The sequence below is a fragment of the Pseudomonas sp. PA27(2017) genome (genome assembly GCF_001945445.1).
In the GTDB taxonomy this organism is placed as follows: Bacteria; Pseudomonadota; Gammaproteobacteria; order Pseudomonadales; family Pseudomonadaceae; genus Aquipseudomonas.
Genome location: NZ_MSXW01000058.1, coordinates 126,911 through 143,675 on the forward strand (window position 1 = coordinate 126,911; position 16,765 = coordinate 143,675).

A 16,765-nucleotide genomic window follows, 5' to 3' on the forward strand; every position below is an offset into this window, starting at 1 on the left:
ATGCAGCAGGCTTACAGGTAGAAGGCTTTCAGCGGCGGGAAGCCATTGAATTCCACGGCGCTGTAGCTGGTGGTGTAAGCACCGGTGGAGAACCAGTACAGGCGGTCGCCGCTGGCCAGATTCAGGGGCAGGCCGTACTTGTAGTGCTCGTACATGATGTCGGCGCTGTCGCAGGTAGGACCTGCGATCACCACTTCTTCCATCTCGCCCTTCTTCTCGGTCCAGATCGGGAACTTGATGGACTCGTCCATGGTTTCGATCAGGCCGCTGAACTTGCCCACGTCGGTGTACACCCAGCGCTCGACGGCGGTGCGCGACTTGCGCGCCACCAGCACCACTTCACTGACCAGCACGCCGGCGTTGGCGATCAGCGAACGGCCAGGCTCGAGGATGATTTCCGGCAGCTGGTCGCCGAAGTCTTCCTTGAGGAAACGGATGATTTCCTCGGCGTAGGTTTCCAGGCTGTTGGTGCGGGTGATGTAGTTGGCCGGGAAGCCGCCGCCCATGTTGATCATCTGCAGCTCGATGCCGTCTTCTTCCTTGAGACGCTCGAAGATCACCTTGACCTTGGCGATGGCCGCATCCCATACGTCGATGTCACGCTGCTGCGAACCGACGTGGAAGGAAATGCCGTAGGGCACCAGGCCCAGTTGCTTGGCGAGGATCAGCAGATCCAGGGCCATGTCCGGCTGGCAGCCGAACTTGCGGCTCAGCGGCCAGTCGGCCGAGGTCGAGCCCTCGGTGAGGATGCGCACGTAGATCTTCGAGCCCGGCGCCGCCTTGGCGATGTTGCGCAGGTCGGCTTCGGAATCGGTGGCGAACAGGCGCACGCCTTTTTCATAGAAGTAGCGAACGTCGCGGGCTTTCTTGATGGTGTTGCCGTAGCTGATGCGCTCCGGGCCGACACCGGCGGACAGCACCTTGTCGAGCTCGTAGATCGAGGCGATGTCGAAGCTCGAGCCCTTGTCGCGCAGCAGCTCGATGATCTCGATCGCCGGGTTGGCCTTGACGGCGTAGTACACCTTGGCGAATTCGAAACCGGCGCGCAGGTCGTCGTAGGCCTGGCTGATGATCGCGGTGTCGATCACCACGAACGGGGTTTCCTGCTGGTCGGCGAAGGCCTTCATTTTGTTGAAGGTTTCGCGTGGGTAGTAGTCTTCGACCTTGATCGACATGCGGGTCTCCAAATGGCTAAACCATGAACACTAGGATTCGGGCAGTTGAACCGGGCACAGGTTCAACGTCGGGGGCGACCAATTCTGCAATCGGCCGGAAAGCCTGCTGCCAGGCCAGGAACGTCTGATCAGTTTCCCCACTTTGGTTCGCCTACTTCCCAAGGCATGTCGCCGAGAATTGCATGGCCTGAAACAGGCCGGACAACCTCTCGTCGTCAGTACTTGAGCCGAATGGATCGTTGCCAGCATGGACGTTCGGGCGCGGACTTTAAGACCATGACTCGTTCAGATCAATCAAAAATTGCCCGTGACGGAAACTGATTTTCCAGGCGTTTCGGATTCCACACGAATCGCGGCGAAATGCTGCACAGCCGCGGGCTGCACGAGCACTCACCACACCGGGGCGACAGCTTGGCACCGAGGCTTTTCAGGATGATGACTTCAAGCGTAGACGAGCCCCGGAATCGGGGCTCGCAAGGCGGCTGGCGCCAGTAGGCAGCGCAAGCCGTAGAGGGCGGGCTTAGCGGAAGCGCTCGACTTCGCGGTGCAGGTCGGTGGCCAGGGTTTCCAGCTCCTTGGAGGTGTGCGCCAGGTTGGCGATCACTTCACGCTGCTCACCGTTGGCCAGGGCAATGCTCTGCAGGTTGCTACTCAGCACCGTGGCGGTGCTGCTCTGCTCGCTGGTAGCGGTAGTGATGGCGGCGAACTGCTCGCCAGCGGCGCTGGTCTGCTCGGCGATGTGGGTCAACGCCGCTGCGACCTTGGCGTTGAGCTCCAGGCCGTTCTGCATCAGCTGGCGGCCCTGCTCCATGGTGCTGATCGCGCTGCTGGTCTCACCCTGGATGCTGCCGATCATGCTGGAGATCTCCGTGGTCGCTTCACGGGTGCGACCGGCCAGGCTGCGGACTTCGTCGGCAACCACGGCGAAGCCGCGACCCTGCTCTCCGGCACGTGCTGCTTCGATGGCCGCGTTGAGCGCCAGCAGGTTGGTCTGGTCGGCGATCGAGGTGATGACGCTGAGAATCCCGCCGATTTCCTGGGAACGCTGCCCCAGGCTGTCGATGACCTTGGCCGCACTGTTCAGCGAGGTGGAGATTTGCTCCAGCGCGTTGGACGCCTCTTCCATCGAGGTGCGGCCGATGCGCGTCTGGCTGGCGTTCTCGCTGGCCATGCGCTCGGTGCTGCGCATGTTGTCGGCGATGTTCAGCGAAGTGGCGCTGAACTCTTCCACCGCACCAGCCATGCTGCTGATCTCGCCGGACTGCTGCTCGATGCCTTCATAGGCACCACGGGACAGGCCGGACAGCGCCTCGGCGCGCTGGCTGACGTTGCCGGCGGCGCTGCGAATGCGCGCGACCATGGTCGACAGCGCTTCGCTCATCTGGTTGAAGCTGCGCGACAGCTCGCCGATCTCGTCGTGGCTGCTGACCTGCAGCCGCACGCTCAGGTCACCGGCGCCCAGGGCCTGGGCCTGACGTACCAGATCGCCGAGCGGGCGCAGCTTGCGACGCAGCAGCCAGATCACTGCCAGCACGGCCAGCACCAGGGTCACCAGGCTGCCGATCGCCAACTGGCTGCCGACGCGCCAGGTTACGGCCTGAATCTCTTCCTCCGGCATGCTCGCCACCACGGTCCACGGCCCGCCAGCGAACGGCACGGCGACGCTGTAGAACTCCTGGGCGCCGTCGCTCCAGAAACCGCCCTTGCCCGGAGTGCCGAGCACCTTGGTCATGTTGCTGGTCAGTTGCTCGGGACGTTGCGCGCCATAGGGCGCCACCAGCCAATTGTTCTGGTCGTCGAGCAGGGCCAGGGAACCGGTGCTGCCGATACGGAAGCGCTCCAGATTGGCGAACTGGGCGTTCTGCGCATCGGTGTAGTCGAAGCCGACGAACAGCACGGCGATGACCCGCCCGGCGCTGTCGCGTACCGGCGTGTACTGGGTCATGTAAAAACGCTCGAACAGCAGCGCGCGGCCCACATAGCTTTCGCCGGCCAGCAGGCGTGCATAAGCCGGGTGCTTGCGATCGAGTACGGTGCCGATGGCCCGGCCGCCGTCCTGCTTGGTCAGCGAGGTGGTAACGCGCACGAAATCTTCGCCATCACGCACGAAGATGGTCGCCACACCGGCAGTCAGGCGGCGAAATTCATCGACTTCGCTGAAATCGTTGTTCAGTTGAGTGCTGCCCAGGTACAGGGCCGGCGCCTGCAGGGCACCGACGGTCACTCGCTCGTCCGGGCTGACGCGCAGGCCGCTGCTGAAGCGGCGCTCGAACAGGCCGGCCAGACGCTGGGTGCTTTCACGCAGGCTTTCGTGGAAGGTACTCAGCTGATCGGCCAGCAGGCGTGCTTCGCTGCCCAGGTGCTCTTCGCGCGTCACCAGGTTGGCGCTGCTCAGCGAGCGCAGGGCGAATACGGTACTCACACTGATCAGCAGCACCAGCATGGCGGCGAGGGCCGTCGCCAGTTGCCAGGCGATACGGGAACGAGGTTGGTTCATGAAACATCTCCGAGCTCCATCGTCCCTGTATGGAGTAATTGAATAAATAATGATCAGCCTGTACGTCGGCGAGCGCGGAGAATACTTGAGAGTTTTAGTGCGTCAATGGCCATCGTGACGCTATCACCCCATTTTTTACGTGGCGTGATGAAAAACGCCTCGTAGGTGCAAGTTTTCAACGAATTTCTAGCGGCGCAGCTCGACCTCGGGCAATTGCATGGCTGCGACTTCCGCGAGCAGAAACTCGGCCAACCGCTCGAAACGCTCCTGGCCGCGGCGCGACCGGGGCCACACCAGGTAATAGCTTTCGCCGCTGGAGACGGCGGTCGGCCAGGGCAGCGCCAGACGGCCCAGCAGCACATCCTCGGCGACCATCGCCAGGTCGCCGATCGACACGCCGTAGCCCCGGGCGGCAGCGACGATGCCCAGTTCCAGGGTGTCGAACACCTGGCCGCCCTTGAGTGACACCTGATCGGTCAGGCCCATGGCCTGCAGCCAGCGGCGCCAGTCGCGACGGTCAGGCGTGGGGTGCACCAGCTCGGCCTGCTGCAGCCGGCCGACGTCCCAGGACCGTTCGCCCAGAGCGCCGGGTGCGCACACCGGAATCAGCCATTCCTCGAACAGCCGCACGCTGTGCCATTCACTGCTGAAATTACCGGCACCGAGCAACACCGCGCAGTCGAAGGGCTCATGCAAGAAGTCCACGCGGTCGAGATCCATCCAGGCGCTGGTGAGCTGCACCTCGAGATCGGCCTGCCGGGCGCGAAACAGCGAAAGGCGCGCCAGCAGCCAGCGCATGGTCAGGGTCGAAGGCGCCTTGAGGCGCAGGGTGCCCTCCTCCACACGCAAATGCGCACAGGCCCGCTCAAGGGACTCGAAGCCCTCGCGTACGCCTGGCAGCAACAGGCTCGCCGGCTCGGTCAGGTGCAGCGCCCGGCCGCGGCGCTCGAACAGTCGGCAGGCGAAGTGTTCTTCAAGGGTGCGGATGTGCCGGCTGACGGCGCTCTGGGTAATCGCCAGCTCATCGGCGGCTCGGGTAAAGGACAGGTGACGCGCTGCGGCCTCGAAGGCGCGCAGGGCATACAACGGTGGCAGGTGCCGGCTCACCGCACTACCCCATGAGTTTTAATCATGCCTGGCATCGCTATTTTCCTTTTGTGGACTTGTGCTGCAAACCGGAGAATAGCTGGCATTGCCCTTCTCCCGACAGCTCGGGAGTGCTTACCCAGCCGAAGTTTTACTCATCATGAAAAGTCCCCTTGGTCACGAGCTTGGCGCCTTGCTGCGCCTGGCCGGCCCGCTGGTCTCCGCGCAGCTGGCCCATGCGCTGATGATTTTCACCGACACGCTGATGATGGCCATGCTCGGCCCGGGGCAGTTGGCCGGCGGCGCGCTGGGCGCGACCTGTTACTTCATCTTCTCGATCTTTTGCACAGGCGTGATCGCGGCGGTCGGCAGCCTGGCCGCCATCCGCCATGGTGCCGGCGATGTGAACGGCGTGACCCGCCTCATCCGCAACGGCCTGTGGCTGGCCATGCTGCTCGGCGTCGTCAGCGCGTTGTGCCTCAATGCCCTGGGCCCGCTGTTGCCGCACTTGGGTCAGGACCCGGCTGCAGCCAGCGAGGCCATGACGTTCCTACGCCCGCTGTCGCTGGGCCTGCCCGCCTACCTCTGCTTCATGGCTCTGCGCGGTTTCACCAGCGCCATTGGCCATCCCGGCCCGGTGATGACCATCAGCATCGTCGGCACCCTTGCCAACTTCGTCATCAACTACGCACTGATCAAGGGCTGGCTGGGCGTGGACCTGGGCCTGAGCGGTATCGGCCTGACCACAGCGCTGGTCAGCAGCGCCATGGCGTTGGCACTGGGGCTGTACATCCTGATCTCGCCGACCTACCAGCGCTACCGGTTGCGCGGCGGGCTGGGTCGCCCGCAACGCGCCGAAATTCGTGATCTGCTGCGCCTCGGCCTGCCGATTGGCGGCACCTACGCCGCCGAGCAGGGGCTGTTCACCTTCGCCACGCTGTGCATGGGTGCCCTGGGCAGCGTGCAACTGGCGGCGCACCAGATCGCCATGCAGTCGGTCGCCCTGGCGTTCATCGTGCCCCATGGCCTGTCCTACGCGGTGACCTTCCGCGTCGGCATGCATTACGGCGCGGGCCGCCTGCATCTGTCGCGCCTGGCCGGCCACCTGGGCATGGGCATGGGCGCCGTGCTGATGCTGATGTTCGCCCTGGCGTTCTGGCTGCTGCCGGAGTGGATCATCAGCCTGTTCCTCGACCGCCACGATCCGGCGTTCGCCAGTATCGTCACCCTGGCGGTGAGCCTGCTGGCGATCGCCGCATGGTTCGAGCTGTTCGATGGCCTGCAGAGCATCGCCATGGGCGCGATTCGCGGCCTCAACGACGGCCGTCTGACCCTGGTGATCGGCCTGACCGGCTATTGGTGCATCGGCGCGCCGCTGGCCTGGCTGCTGGCCTTCCCGCTCGGCTGGGGCGCCCATGGCGTCTGGTGGGGCTTGGCCGCCGGCCTGGCGGTAACGGCAACCGGCCTGGTAGTGGGTTTTCGCTGGAAGACCACTCGCCTGCAGCGGGTGCAAGGTGCCGGCGCAGCGCCCTGCCTGTCCTAGGCCAGCTTTTGCGCGATGCGGCGTTACTCGATGGCTCATTTGGCCTGCCAAACTTCGCATCTGTGTGACCCACATGGATGTGGGAAATGCCGCAAGCCCGCCGGGAGCGGGCACGGCCCTTGCCTCGCGCAAAAACTGGCTCCGGCGCGGCCGTGCGTGAAACGGGAACAGACCCTCGCGTAAAGTCAGGCGTCGCGCTGCCGTGAACCGGGCGGCGACACCCGCGCCCGGGTCAGCACATCGTCCAGCTCGGCGCGGGGCACGGCGCGGCTGATCAGGTAACCCTGCACCTGATCACAGCCGAACTCGCGCAGCAGGCGCAGCTGCTCCAGGTTTTCCACCCCTTCGGCGACCACCTGCAGGTCGAGGTTGTGGGCCAGGCTGATCATCGCCTGCACCAGCTGCTGGCTCTGCGGGCGCAGCTCCATGCCGGTGACGAAGCTGCGGTCGATCTTCAGCAGGGCGATGGGCAGATTGCTCAGGTGCTCGAACGACGAGAACCCGGTGCCGAAGTCGTCCAGAGAGAAACGCACGCCCAGGTGGCCCAGGCGGCGCATGGTCTGCAGCACGTATTCGCTGCGGCGCATCACCGCGGTTTCGGTCAGCTCGAACTCCAGCCAGTGGCTGTCGATGCCGCAACTGTCGATCAGCCGCTCCAGGGTCGGCAACAGCTGGCTGTCCTGGAACTGGCGGAACGACAGGTTGACCGCCATGTGCAACGCCGGATGGCCACGCTCGCGCAGCCACTGCATGTCGCGCATCGCGCGGTCGATCACCCAGTAGCCGAGCGGCACGATCAGCCCGCATTCCTCGGCCAGCGGCACGAACTCGCCGGGCATCAGCAGCCCGTGCCGTTCGTGCTGCCAGCGCACCAGGGCTTCCAGGCCGACGATGCTGCCACTGTGCAGGCAGAACCTGGGCTGGTAATGCAGCTGCAACTCGCCCTTGCGCAGCGCCCGGCGCAGTTCGCGCTGCAGGTCGACCTGGCTGCGCATGCCGTGATCCAGGCGTTCGTCGTATAAATGGTAGGTGCAGCCGTGGCGGCTCTTGGCCTGCTGCATGGCGATGTGAGCGTGCCACATCAGCGCATCGGCAGTGCTCGCCGGCTTGGCCAGGGCCACGCCAAGGCTGCAACCTAGCAGCAGGCTCTCGCCCTCCAGCCAGTACGGCTCGCCCAGCGCTTCGAGCAGGTGCTGCACGCGGCCATGCAGGCGTTCGAGATCATCGTGGCTGTCGAGCAGCAGGGCGAATTCGTCGCCACCTAGCCGCGCCATCTGATCGCCGCGCTCCAGGTACTGCTTGAGCCGCGCCACCACCTGCTGGATCAGCTGGTCACCAGCGCGATGACCGAGGGCGTCGTTGGCCTGGCGAAAGTTGTCCAGGTCCAGCTGGATCAGCGCCAAGCCGCGACGGCCTTGTTCGGCCAGGCGCGCCGCCAGCAGGGTATGAAAGCCCTGGCGGTTGGCGATGCCGGTGAGCGCGTCCTGTTCGGCCAGGCGCTGCACGGTCAGGCGCAGGCGGCCCTGCTCACGCACGTAGCGCAGGCTGCGGCGCAGCACATCGGGGCTCAGTTGATCGCGCACCAGCCAGTCGCAGACCAGGGGCGGCGTGTCGGCCGGCTCCTGCTCCAGCAACAGGATGATCGGCGCCGTGCAGCGCCGCGAGTCCGGCAAATGCGCCGGAGTGGTCAGCAATACCGCCTCGCCGGCGTCGTCGAGCAGTTGCCGGGCATCCGGCCAGTTGGCGGCGCAGCTCAGGGGCATCGGCCCGCCGACGGCATCCAGGCGCTCGCGCAGCAGTTCGCTCCACTGCGGCGTCTCCGCCAGCAGTACCAGGCGCAACGGCTCGACGAATGCGCTCAAGAAAAATCCCCCGATGCACGAAAAAGATGAGCGCCCATGGCGCTTCTGAGTGCGCCACATCCGGCGTCAAATCAATCACTTCCGTGTAAATCGGCGAACATCCTGCGACAAAACCCCGGTAAACGACAAGCCCATCGGCGCAAACAAGCGCCGTGAACGTGCTCGCGAGCACGGTTGTCGGCTGCTGCAGCAAAGGCACGAAATGGCCGCCGACTTTCGGCTAAAATGCGCGGCCATTTTCTTCTGCGATAGACACGATGTCCCGACTCAATCCCCGGCAACAGGAAGCCGTGAACTACGTCGGCGGCCCTCTTTTGGTGCTCGCCGGCGCAGGCTCCGGCAAGACCAGCGTGATTACCCGCAAGATTGCCCACTTGGTGCAGAACTGCGGCATCCGCGCCCAGCACATCGTCGCCATGACCTTCACCAACAAGGCCGCGCGCGAGATGAAGGAACGTGTCGGCACCCTGCTCAAGGGCGCCGAAGCCCGCGGCCTGACGGTGTCGACCTTCCACAACCTGGGCATGAACATCATCCGCAAGGAGTACGCGCGCCTGGGCTACAAACCCGGTTTTTCGATCTTCGACGATGGCGACATCAAGGCGCTGCTCACCGACATCATGCAGAAGGAGTACGCCGGCGACGATGGCGCCGATGAGGTGAAAAACTACATCGACAGCTGGAAGAACGACCTGATCCTGCCCGACGAAGCCCTGGCCAACGCCCGCGGGCCCAAGGAGCAGACCGCGGCCATCGTCTACCTGCATTACCAGCGCACGCTCAAGGCGTACAACGCGGTGGACTTCAACGACCTGATCCTGCTGCCGGTCAAGCTGTTCCAGGAGCATCAGGACATTCTGGAAAAGTGGCAGAACCGCATCCGCTACCTGCTCGTCGACGAGTACCAGGACACCAACTCCAGCCAGTACCTGCTGGTGAAGCTGCTGGTGGGCATGCGCAACCAGATCACCGTGGTCGGCGACGACGACCAGTCCATCTACGCCTGGCGCGGAGCACGGCCGGAGAACCTCAACCTGCTCAAGGAAGACTACCCGTCGCTCAAGGTGGTGATGCTCGAGCAGAACTACCGCTCCACCAGCCGCATCCTCAAGTGCGCCAACGTGCTGATCGCCAACAACCCCCACGCCTTCGAGAAGCAGCTGTGGAGCGAGATGGGCATGGGCGACGAAATCCGCGTGATCCGCACCCGCAACGAAGACGCCGAGTGCGAGCGCGTGGCTCTGGAGATTCTCACCGAACACCTGCGCACCCAGCGGCCCTACAGCGATTTCGCCATTCTCTACCGTGGCAACTACCAGGCCAAGCTGATGGAGCTGAAGCTGCAGCACCACCAGATTCCCTATCGCCTGTCCGGCGGCACCAGCTTCTTCGCCCGCCAGGAAGTGAAGGACCTGATGAGCTACTTCCGCCTGCTGGTCAACCCGGACGACGACAACGCCTTCCTGCGGGTGATCAACGTGCCGCGCCGGGAGATCGGTTCCACGACCCTGGAAAAACTCGGTAACTACGCCAACGAGCGCAAGATCAGCATGTACGCGGCCAGCGACGAGATCGGCCTCGGCGAGCACCTGGACAGCCGTTATACCGAGCGCCTGGCGCGCTTCAAGCGCTGGATGGACGGCGTGCGCGAGCAGTGCGTGGTCAACGAGCCGATCGCCGCGATCCGCAGCATGGTCATGGACATCGACTACGAGAACTGGCTGCGCCAGAACGCCTCCAGCGACAAGGTCGCCGATGCGCGCATGGGCAACGTGTGGTTTCTGGTCGACGCCCTGAAAAACACCCTCGACAAGGACGAAGAGGGAGACATGACCATCGAGGATGCCATCGGCAAACTGGTGCTGCGCGATATGCTCGAACGCCAGCAGGAAGAAGAAGAAGGCGCAGACGGCGTGCAGATGATGACCATGCACGCCTCCAAGGGCCTGGAGTTTCCGTCGGTATACATCATCGGCTTCGAAGAGGAGATCCTGCCGCACCGCTCCAGCATCGAATCCGACACCATCGAGGAAGAACGCCGGCTGGCGTACGTGGGCATCACCCGCGCCAAGCGCAACCTGGCGCTGACCTTCGCCGCCAAGCGCAAGCAGTACGGCGAGATCATCGAATGCACGCCAAGCCGCTTCCTCGACGAGCTGCCGCCGGAGGATCTGGTCTGGGAGGGCCAGGAAGAGGCGCCGGTGGAGGTCAAGGCGGCCCGCGGCAACGACGCCCTGGCCAGCATGCGAGCGATGCTCAAGCGTTGAAAGCATGAACCGGTAGACCGGGTCGAGCGCAGCGACGCCCGGAAAATCGACCTGGGTATCGCATAGCTCGACCCAGGTGACCTTTTCACCGAGCCCACCATCCCGACGGGCACCAGTGCAACATTTCGTAGTCAGAGTGAGAGGCCGGCTCCAGCAGCCGGCCCGTCATCGTCAGCTCCCCTTGCAGAGGCCCGGCACCATGCGCACGCTCACTCTCGACCTCGACACCCTGACCCAGTTGATCAACGGCCGCGAAACCCTCGAACACTGGCTCGACATGGAAGCCGGCACGGTGCTGACCCTGTCGCCGGAAGACCAGGGCAGCGATGAGCGCCAGCAGGTTCAGCTCAACCCCGACCGTTACGCCCACGTGCCCAATCTCGACGTGGCCCAACGCGTGGCGATGCGCGAATCCTTTCTGTTCACCCTCAACGACCTCAATGCCCACCCGCTGCTCAGCGCCGCGCTGACCGGCCGTAAACCGCTCAAGGCCTTCGATTACGAAATCGATTACTTCCCCGCCCTGCGCCAGCAATGGCAGGAGTACGAGCAGAAGCAACTGCGCGAATACGCTCTCAATTGGCTGTTCGAACTGGGCCTGGAGCCGGCACCGGACAAATTGCCGCTGGACCCGCGCGGCATTCCGCGGGACATCCTGCGCCGGCTGACGCGCAGCGCCTGAGCGCCCGGCTGGGCGCGGCAATGGACGAGCGGATGGCGCACGCTGTGTTTTCGCTACAAATGATCGGCAATTTGAGCGAAAATCCGCCGCTTTGCTCTAGAGCCCAGAGGATCGATCGTGGAGTCGTTGAAACAAAAGATATGCAGTGAAGGTACCGTCCTCTCCGAGCAGGTGCTCAAGGTCGATGCCTTTCTCAATCACCAGATCGATCCCAAGCTGATGCAGGAGATCGGCCACGAGTTCGCCGAGCGCTTCAAGGGTCAGGGCATCACCAAGATCGTCACCATCGAAGCCTCGGGCATCGCACCGGCCGTGATGGCCGGCCTGGAACTGGGTGTGCCGGTGATCTTCGCCCGCAAGTACCAGTCGCTGACGCTGAAGGACAACCTGTACATTTCCAAGGTGTTCTCCTTCACCAAGCAGACCGAGAGCACCCTGGCGATCTCCTCCAAGCATCTGAACGCCAATGATCACGTGCTGCTGGTCGACGACTTCCTGGCCAACGGCCACGCCGCCAAGGCGCTGATAGACTTGGTCGGTCAGGCCGGCGCCAGCATCGCCGGTATTGGCGTGGTGATCGAGAAGTCCTTCCAGAGCGGTCGCAGCACCCTAGACGCCCAGGGTTACCGGATCGAATCCCTGGCGCGCATCAAGTCTCTGGAAGGCGGCAAGGTCACCTTTCTCGAGTAGCCTGCAGCCCGGCCAGCACCAAACGCTGGTAAAGCTCCTCGCGCAAACCCTCGGGCCGCTCCAGGCCCATGCGCTGCAGGGCTTCTGGAAACGCCTCGGCAGGCGGCGCATCGAACGCCGCCTTGCCCAGCTCCAGCACTTCGCTCAGGCGAAACTTGCCCTTCAGCCAGGTCAGCGCCCGCAACAGCGCTTGCTCCTCATCGCTGAAATCGCTGCCTAACGGGTACTCGGCGAACACCGGCCGGTGGCCTGCGGCGGCCTGCTCGAGGCGCTCGGGCGTGTTGTCGGCGTAGCGCGCGTCGAGGCGAAAATCCTTGGGCAGCTTGCCGGCCTCGATGGCTTGCGCCATCAGCTCGCCCTGGAAGCGTGAATCACTCACGGCCAGCAGCGCCTCGATCACCTGGGAGTCGGTCTTGCCGCGCAGGTCGGCGATGCCGTACTCGGTGATCACCACGTCGCGCAGGTGGCGGGGAATGGTCACGTGGCCGTATTCCCAGACGATGTTGGAGCTGACCTCGCCGGCCGACTCGCGCCAGCTGCGCAGCAGCAGAATCGAGCGGGCGCCGGGCAGCGCGTGGCCCTGGGCAACGAAGTTGTACTGCCCACCGACGCCGCTGAGCACACGGCCATCTTCCAGCTGATCGGCCACCGCCGCGCCGAGCAGGGTGACGGTGAAGGCACTGTTGATGAAGCGGGCATCCACGCGCTGCAGCCGCTTCAGTTCTTCCTGCCCGTACAGCTCGTTGATGAAGCCGATGCCGGTCATGCCGAAACGGCTGCGCTGCTCCGTCGTCATGGCATTGAGGCGCTCGTAGAAGGATTGCGGCCCGAGAAAGAAGCCGCCGTGCACCACCACGCCGTGCGCGGCGGGCGTCAGGTAATCACGCAGGGCCGCCTGGCTGAGGGGATCGGCCAAGTCGGTCGAGCATTGCTGATCGGTGGGCAGCAGCAGGTTCTCGCCTTGCATCTTCAGGTTGGCGTCCAACAGCCCGCCCTCCTGCATCCAGGCCAGCGCGGCGTCATCCAGGCGCGTGGGCAGGCCGGCATCGAGCATCGCTTGAACACTGCGCGGCTGGCCACTGGCATCCAGGGCACCGGCACTGGCCAGGCGCTGCACGCTTACGTCCGGGTAGACGACACGGCGAATCACCCCGGCCTCGGCCAGGTCCAGCAGGCCGTTGACGAACATTTCGCTGCAGCCATACAGCCCGGTTCGAAACGGCTGCAGGTCACCCAACGTATTGCAGAGCGGATGCACCTGACCGCCCTGCAGATCATCGAGTGCCGCGCGGTACGCCGGGTTGTCGCGATGGCGTTGCAGCAGCGCGGCGCTGACCGCATCGCCCATCGCACCGATGCCGATCTGCAGGCTGCCGCCATCGCGTACCAGGGTGCTGGCATAGAGGCCTATACAATGATCCTGCACGGTGACCGGCATGTTAGGCGTGGAAAACAGCGTGCTGGCTTCGCTCTCCTGCAGCTGGATATCGAAGACCTCGCGGGGCAGCTCGGCATCGCCCGCCATGTACGGCAACTGCTCGTGAACCTGGGCTACGCATAGGATGGTTTCGCCGCGGGCGCGCCGCTCCTGGAGCATCGGCAGCAGGTCGAGGGTGATGTCCGGGTTGCAGCTGAGGCTGAAGTGCTGAGGTCGCGCGGCGTCTGTCGCGACCAGCTGGGCCACCACGTTGACGCCCTTGGCGTTCAGGTCACGGGCGGCGTGGCTGTAATTGCTGCTGGTGTAGTCCTGCTGGGTCGGTGCGCTGTCGAGCAGGCTGCCGGGCTGCAGGAAGAACTGCTCGATACGCACGTTGGGCGGCAACCTGTCGGCCTGCAGGTCAGCGAGAAAATCCAGCTCCAGGTAATCGCCGTAAACCCGCTCGACGAAGGGGTCGAGAAAGCGCTGCTGCAGTTCCTGCTCGGCCCGCGGACGCCCCAGGCACAGCGCCGTGTAGATGGTCAGCTGCCGTTCGGGCATCTCGCGCAGACGCGCATACAGTGCGTTGACCCAGCGGTTGGGCTTGCCCAGGCCGAGGGGCAGGCCGAGATGAATCGGCCCGTCGATGGCGCTCAGCACATGGTCGACAGCTTGCTCGAGGGTGCGGGATTGGGGCATGCGGTTCTCCAGGCCAACGGTCGGGATCGTCCTCTTTGGACTCCCCCGCTGCGCCTTTTGCTGCATGTCGTCATCAGCCTGAAACAACAAAGCCGCCTGACGGCGGCTTGGTACGACGACAAAATGCCTCGAGTCAGAGCCCGGACATCTTCTCGATGGCAGCGCGCAACTCGTCGTCCGAGCAGTCGCCACAGGTGCCCTTCGGCGGCATGGCGTTGATGCCGTTGATGGCCGCGGCAAGGATGCCGTCCAGCCCGCCCTGGTGGTCGGCACGGTCTTTCCAGGCCGCGGTGTCGCCGATCTTCGGCGCGCCCAGCAGGCCCGTGGTATGGCAGGCGGTGCAGTGCCTGGCGATGATGTCGTCGGCGCTGCGCGCAGCACCCGCGGCTGCGGTTGCCACGGCTTCGACACCCTTGCATTCCTGACCGGCGATGCACACTTGCCCGATGGGTTTGATCCGCTCGGCGATCGCCTCGTCGGTGTTCGCCTGGACCGTCACGGCCCATAGCGCCAGGGCGATGGCCGGCGCGATCAGCATGCTTCTAATTGGGTTCACTCAGATGCCCTCATGGGTGGCTCGGCCACGGTTTCGCAAGCCGGCAAAGTATACCGACTGGCCGAAACGGCGGGATCAGCCAACCCATGACGCAGATCAACGGCGGCGCAGATTGCCGTGCGCCGACCTAGGGTCTGTTCCCATTTCAGCGCGAGCCGCGTTGCCGCGAGAAATGGCCTCCGGTTAGGCGCAGGACGCAGGGAATGGACTAGCCGTCCGCGTCTTCCCTTGCCAAGTCCTGCAACGACAGCGGAGGTCATTTCCCGCGCAACCTAGGCGGCCCCACCCGGAGGGCCGGGCCAGTTTTTGCGCGATGCGGCGTTACTCGATGGCTCATTTGGCCTGCCAAACTTCGCATCTGTGTGACCCACATGGATGTGGGAAATGCCGCAAGCCCGCCGGGAGCGGGCGCGGCCCTTGCCTCGCGCAAAAACTGGCTCCGGCGCGGTCGTGCGTGAAACGGGAACAGACCCTAGAAGTTGGCGGGCGTGGTGGCGCTAATCAAGCGCGCCGGCTGATCGAAGGGATTGCGGAAGCGGTGCGGCTTGCTGCTCTCGAAGTAGTAGCTGTCGCCGCTCTCGAGAATGAACACCTCGTCACCGACGGTCAGCTCGAGGCGCCCTTCCACCAGCATGCCGGTCTCCTCGCCCTCGTGGGCGTACATCTCCAGGCCGGTGTCGCTGTGCGGCGGGTAGGTTTCGTCGAGAAAGGAAATGGCGCGGCTGGGATGGGCCTTGCCGATCAGCTTCATGGTGATCGCGCCGCTGTGGATATCGGTCAGCTCACTGGCGCGGTAGACCACCTGCACCTGGCTGTCCTGCTCAGCTTCCAGGGAGAAGAATTCCACCAGCGACATCGGAATGCCGGCCAGCACCTTTTTCAACGAGCTGATCGACGGGCTCACGCTGTTCTTCTCGATCATCGAGATGGTGCTGTTGGTAACCCCCGCCCGCTTGGCGAGTTCGCGCTGGGAAAGCCCCTTTTGCTTGCGGATCGATTGCAGGCGAAGACCGACGTCCAATGTTGGATACCCTCAGTGAAGCCATGAAAAGTGGTCTTATCATGGCGACAGTGTTCAGTATTTACAACAGTCCGAACACCCGGGAGTCCATCGCGCCTAGGCTTCGCTGTAGACCAGCGGCACCCGCCGCACATTGCAGAACAGCTGGTAGGGAATGGTGCCGGCGGCCATGGCGACATCGCTGGCCAGCACGCCACGGCCCCAGAACTCGACGCGGCTGCCCAGGCCAGCGCCTGGCAGGTCGCTGAGGTCGACGGTGAGCATGTCCATCGATACCCGACCGATGATCCGCGATGGCTGGCCGTCGATCAGCACCGGGGTGCCGGTCGGCGCGTGACGCGGGTAACCGTCGGCATAGCCCATGGCGACCACGCCGACCCGCGTTGCACGCTCGCTGACGAAGCGCGCGCCGTAGCCGACCGGCTCGCCGGCCGGCAGGTCACGCACGCTGATGACGCGCGACTCCAGGGTCATCACCGGCTGCAGCCGGGCCGCGACGTCCTGGGCCTGCTCGAACGGCGTGGCGCCATAGAGCATGATGCCGGGCCGCGACCAGTCACTGGGGATGCTCGGCCAGCCCAGCAAGGCCGGCGAATTGCGCAGGCTGACCTCGGCGGCCAGACCTTCGCGGGCCTGCTGGAACACCGCCAGTTGCTCATCGCTGCGGCTGCAGCCCAGCTCGTCGGCGCGGGAGAAGTGGCTCATCAGCACGATCTTTACCACCTTGCCGCTGGCCAGCAGGCGCCGGTAGGCTGCCTGATAATCGGCCGGGTGGAAACCGACACGATGCATGCCGCTGTCCAGCTTGAGCCAGACGCTCAATGGGCGCTTCAGGTCCGCCTGCTCGATGGCCTCCAACTGCCAGCCGGCGTGCACCACGCACCACAGGTCATGCTCGTCGATCAGCGCCAGCTCGCTGGCCTCGAAGAACCCCTCGAGCAACAGAATGGGCCCGGTGATGCCCGCTGCGCGCAGTTGCAGCGCCTCTTCGATACATGCCACGGCGAAGCCGTCGGCATCCGCCTGCAGCGCCTGGGCGCAACGCACCGCGCCATGCCCGTAGGCATCGGCCTTGACCACCGCCAGCGCACGGGCGCCAGCCAGTTCACGGGCCAGTTGGTAGTTGTGACGCAGGGCTTGCAGGTCGATCAAGGCACGAGCGGGACGCATGGTTATCTCGAAGGGCAGAAGATCACAAAACAAGGTGTAAGCCGTCAGTGGCGTACTTTTTGTGGAAGCGCGTCATAGGCGCGAATTCGCGGGCATGGAC

12 protein-coding genes and 1 pseudogene are annotated in these 16,765 nt (G+C 64.5%); 4 read left to right on the forward strand and 9 right to left on the reverse strand.

The window, feature by feature from the left end; translation table 11 throughout:
* Positions 1–11: 11 nt before the first annotated feature.
* From BVH06_RS20855 to BVH06_RS20865, 4 genes and pseudogenes are all read right to left on the reverse strand, one after another.
* The gene (locus BVH06_RS20855; protein ID WP_075931569.1) at positions 12–1,175 is read right to left on the reverse strand and encodes a type III PLP-dependent enzyme; all 1,164 of its coding nucleotides are present in this window, start codon (positions 1,173–1,175) and stop codon (positions 12–14) included.
* 520 nt (positions 1,176–1,695) lie between these two features.
* Positions 1,696–2,556, reverse strand: coding sequence for a methyl-accepting chemotaxis protein (locus BVH06_RS26400; protein WP_371915310.1), 861 nt, complete (start codon positions 2,554–2,556; stop codon positions 1,696–1,698).
* A pseudogene (locus BVH06_RS26405) lies at positions 2,551–3,672 on the reverse strand (Cache 3/Cache 2 fusion domain-containing protein); the annotation flags it as partial. The gene BVH06_RS26400 and the pseudogene BVH06_RS26405, both read right to left, overlap by 6 nt.
* 186 nt (positions 3,673–3,858) lie before the next feature.
* Positions 3,859–4,779: a LysR substrate-binding domain-containing protein gene (locus BVH06_RS20865; protein WP_075931567.1), complete on the reverse strand. Its 921-nt coding sequence runs from the start codon at positions 4,777–4,779 to the stop codon at positions 3,859–3,861.
* 139 nt (positions 4,780–4,918) lie between these two features.
* Between BVH06_RS20865 and BVH06_RS20870 the strand changes: the two genes are divergently transcribed.
* The gene (locus BVH06_RS20870) at positions 4,919–6,301 is read left to right on the forward strand and encodes a NorM family multidrug efflux MATE transporter (protein WP_075931566.1); all 1,383 of its coding nucleotides are present in this window, start codon (positions 4,919–4,921) and stop codon (positions 6,299–6,301) included.
* Positions 6,302–6,486: 185 nt separating this feature from the next.
* Here the strand turns inward: BVH06_RS20870 and BVH06_RS20875 are convergent, their stop codons facing one another.
* Positions 6,487–8,163 (reverse strand): bifunctional diguanylate cyclase/phosphodiesterase, encoded by a 1,677-nt coding sequence (locus tag BVH06_RS20875; protein ID WP_075935352.1) that lies wholly within the window; start codon positions 8,161–8,163, stop codon positions 6,487–6,489.
* Positions 8,164–8,420: 257 nt separating this feature from the next.
* On the opposite strand from BVH06_RS20875, the gene rep reads away from it, so the two are divergent.
* The 3 genes from rep to BVH06_RS20890 all read left to right on the forward strand — a co-directional run bounded on the left by rep (position 8,421) and on the right by BVH06_RS20890 (position 11,802).
* Positions 8,421–10,430, forward strand: a complete 2,010-nt coding sequence (gene rep / locus BVH06_RS20880; RefSeq protein WP_075931564.1) for a DNA helicase Rep — start codon at positions 8,421–8,423, stop codon at positions 10,428–10,430.
* Positions 10,431–10,629: 199 nt separating this feature from the next.
* A complete protein-coding gene (locus tag BVH06_RS20885; RefSeq protein WP_075931563.1) occupies positions 10,630–11,112 on the forward strand; it encodes a UPF0158 family protein in 483 nt (160 codons plus the stop codon).
* Positions 11,113–11,229: 117 nt separating this feature from the next.
* On the forward strand, positions 11,230–11,802 hold the full coding sequence (locus BVH06_RS20890; RefSeq protein WP_013789825.1) for a xanthine phosphoribosyltransferase: 573 nt from the start codon (positions 11,230–11,232) through the stop codon (positions 11,800–11,802).
* Here the strand turns inward: BVH06_RS20890 and BVH06_RS20895 are convergent.
* From BVH06_RS20895 to alr, 4 genes are all read right to left on the reverse strand, one after another.
* Positions 11,786–13,918 (reverse strand): acetyl-CoA hydrolase/transferase C-terminal domain-containing protein, encoded by a 2,133-nt coding sequence (locus BVH06_RS20895; protein ID WP_075935353.1) that lies wholly within the window; start codon positions 13,916–13,918, stop codon positions 11,786–11,788. The genes BVH06_RS20890 and BVH06_RS20895 overlap by 17 nt on opposite strands.
* 133 nt (positions 13,919–14,051) lie before the next feature.
* Entirely contained in the window at positions 14,052–14,474 is a 423-nt protein-coding gene (locus tag BVH06_RS20900) for a cytochrome c5 family protein (RefSeq protein WP_075935354.1), read from the reverse strand.
* A gap of 472 nt (positions 14,475–14,946) precedes the next feature.
* Positions 14,947–15,495 (reverse strand): cupin domain-containing protein, encoded by a 549-nt coding sequence (locus tag BVH06_RS20905; protein ID WP_075931560.1) that lies wholly within the window; start codon positions 15,493–15,495, stop codon positions 14,947–14,949.
* Between the two features lie 96 nt (positions 15,496–15,591).
* On the reverse strand, positions 15,592–16,665 hold the full coding sequence (alr, locus tag BVH06_RS20910; protein WP_075935355.1) for an alanine racemase: 1,074 nt from the start codon (positions 16,663–16,665) through the stop codon (positions 15,592–15,594).
* Positions 16,666–16,765: the final 100 nt, after the last annotated feature.

What these genes read in the sequence shown, in the direction of transcription:
- BVH06_RS20870 (WP_075931566.1), top strand. Translation starts at nt 4,919, where the DNA reads ATGAAAAGTCCCCTTGGTCACGAGCTTGGCGCCTTGCTGCGCCTGGCC.
- BVH06_RS20895 (WP_075935353.1), bottom strand. Translation starts at nt 13,918, where the DNA reads ATGCCCCAATCCCGCACCCTCGAGCAAGCTGTCGACCATGTGCTGAGC.
- alr (WP_075935355.1), bottom strand. Translation starts at nt 16,665, where the DNA reads ATGCGTCCCGCTCGTGCCTTGATCGACCTGCAAGCCCTGCGTCACAAC.
- BVH06_RS26400 (WP_371915310.1), bottom strand. Translation starts at nt 2,556, where the DNA reads ATGAGCGAAGCGCTGTCGACCATGGTCGCGCGCATTCGCAGCGCCGCC.
- BVH06_RS20885 (WP_075931563.1), top strand. Translation starts at nt 10,630, where the DNA reads ATGCGCACGCTCACTCTCGACCTCGACACCCTGACCCAGTTGATCAAC.
- BVH06_RS20855 (WP_075931569.1), bottom strand. Translation starts at nt 1,175, where the DNA reads ATGTCGATCAAGGTCGAAGACTACTACCCACGCGAAACCTTCAACAAA.
- rep (WP_075931564.1), top strand. Translation starts at nt 8,421, where the DNA reads ATGTCCCGACTCAATCCCCGGCAACAGGAAGCCGTGAACTACGTCGGC.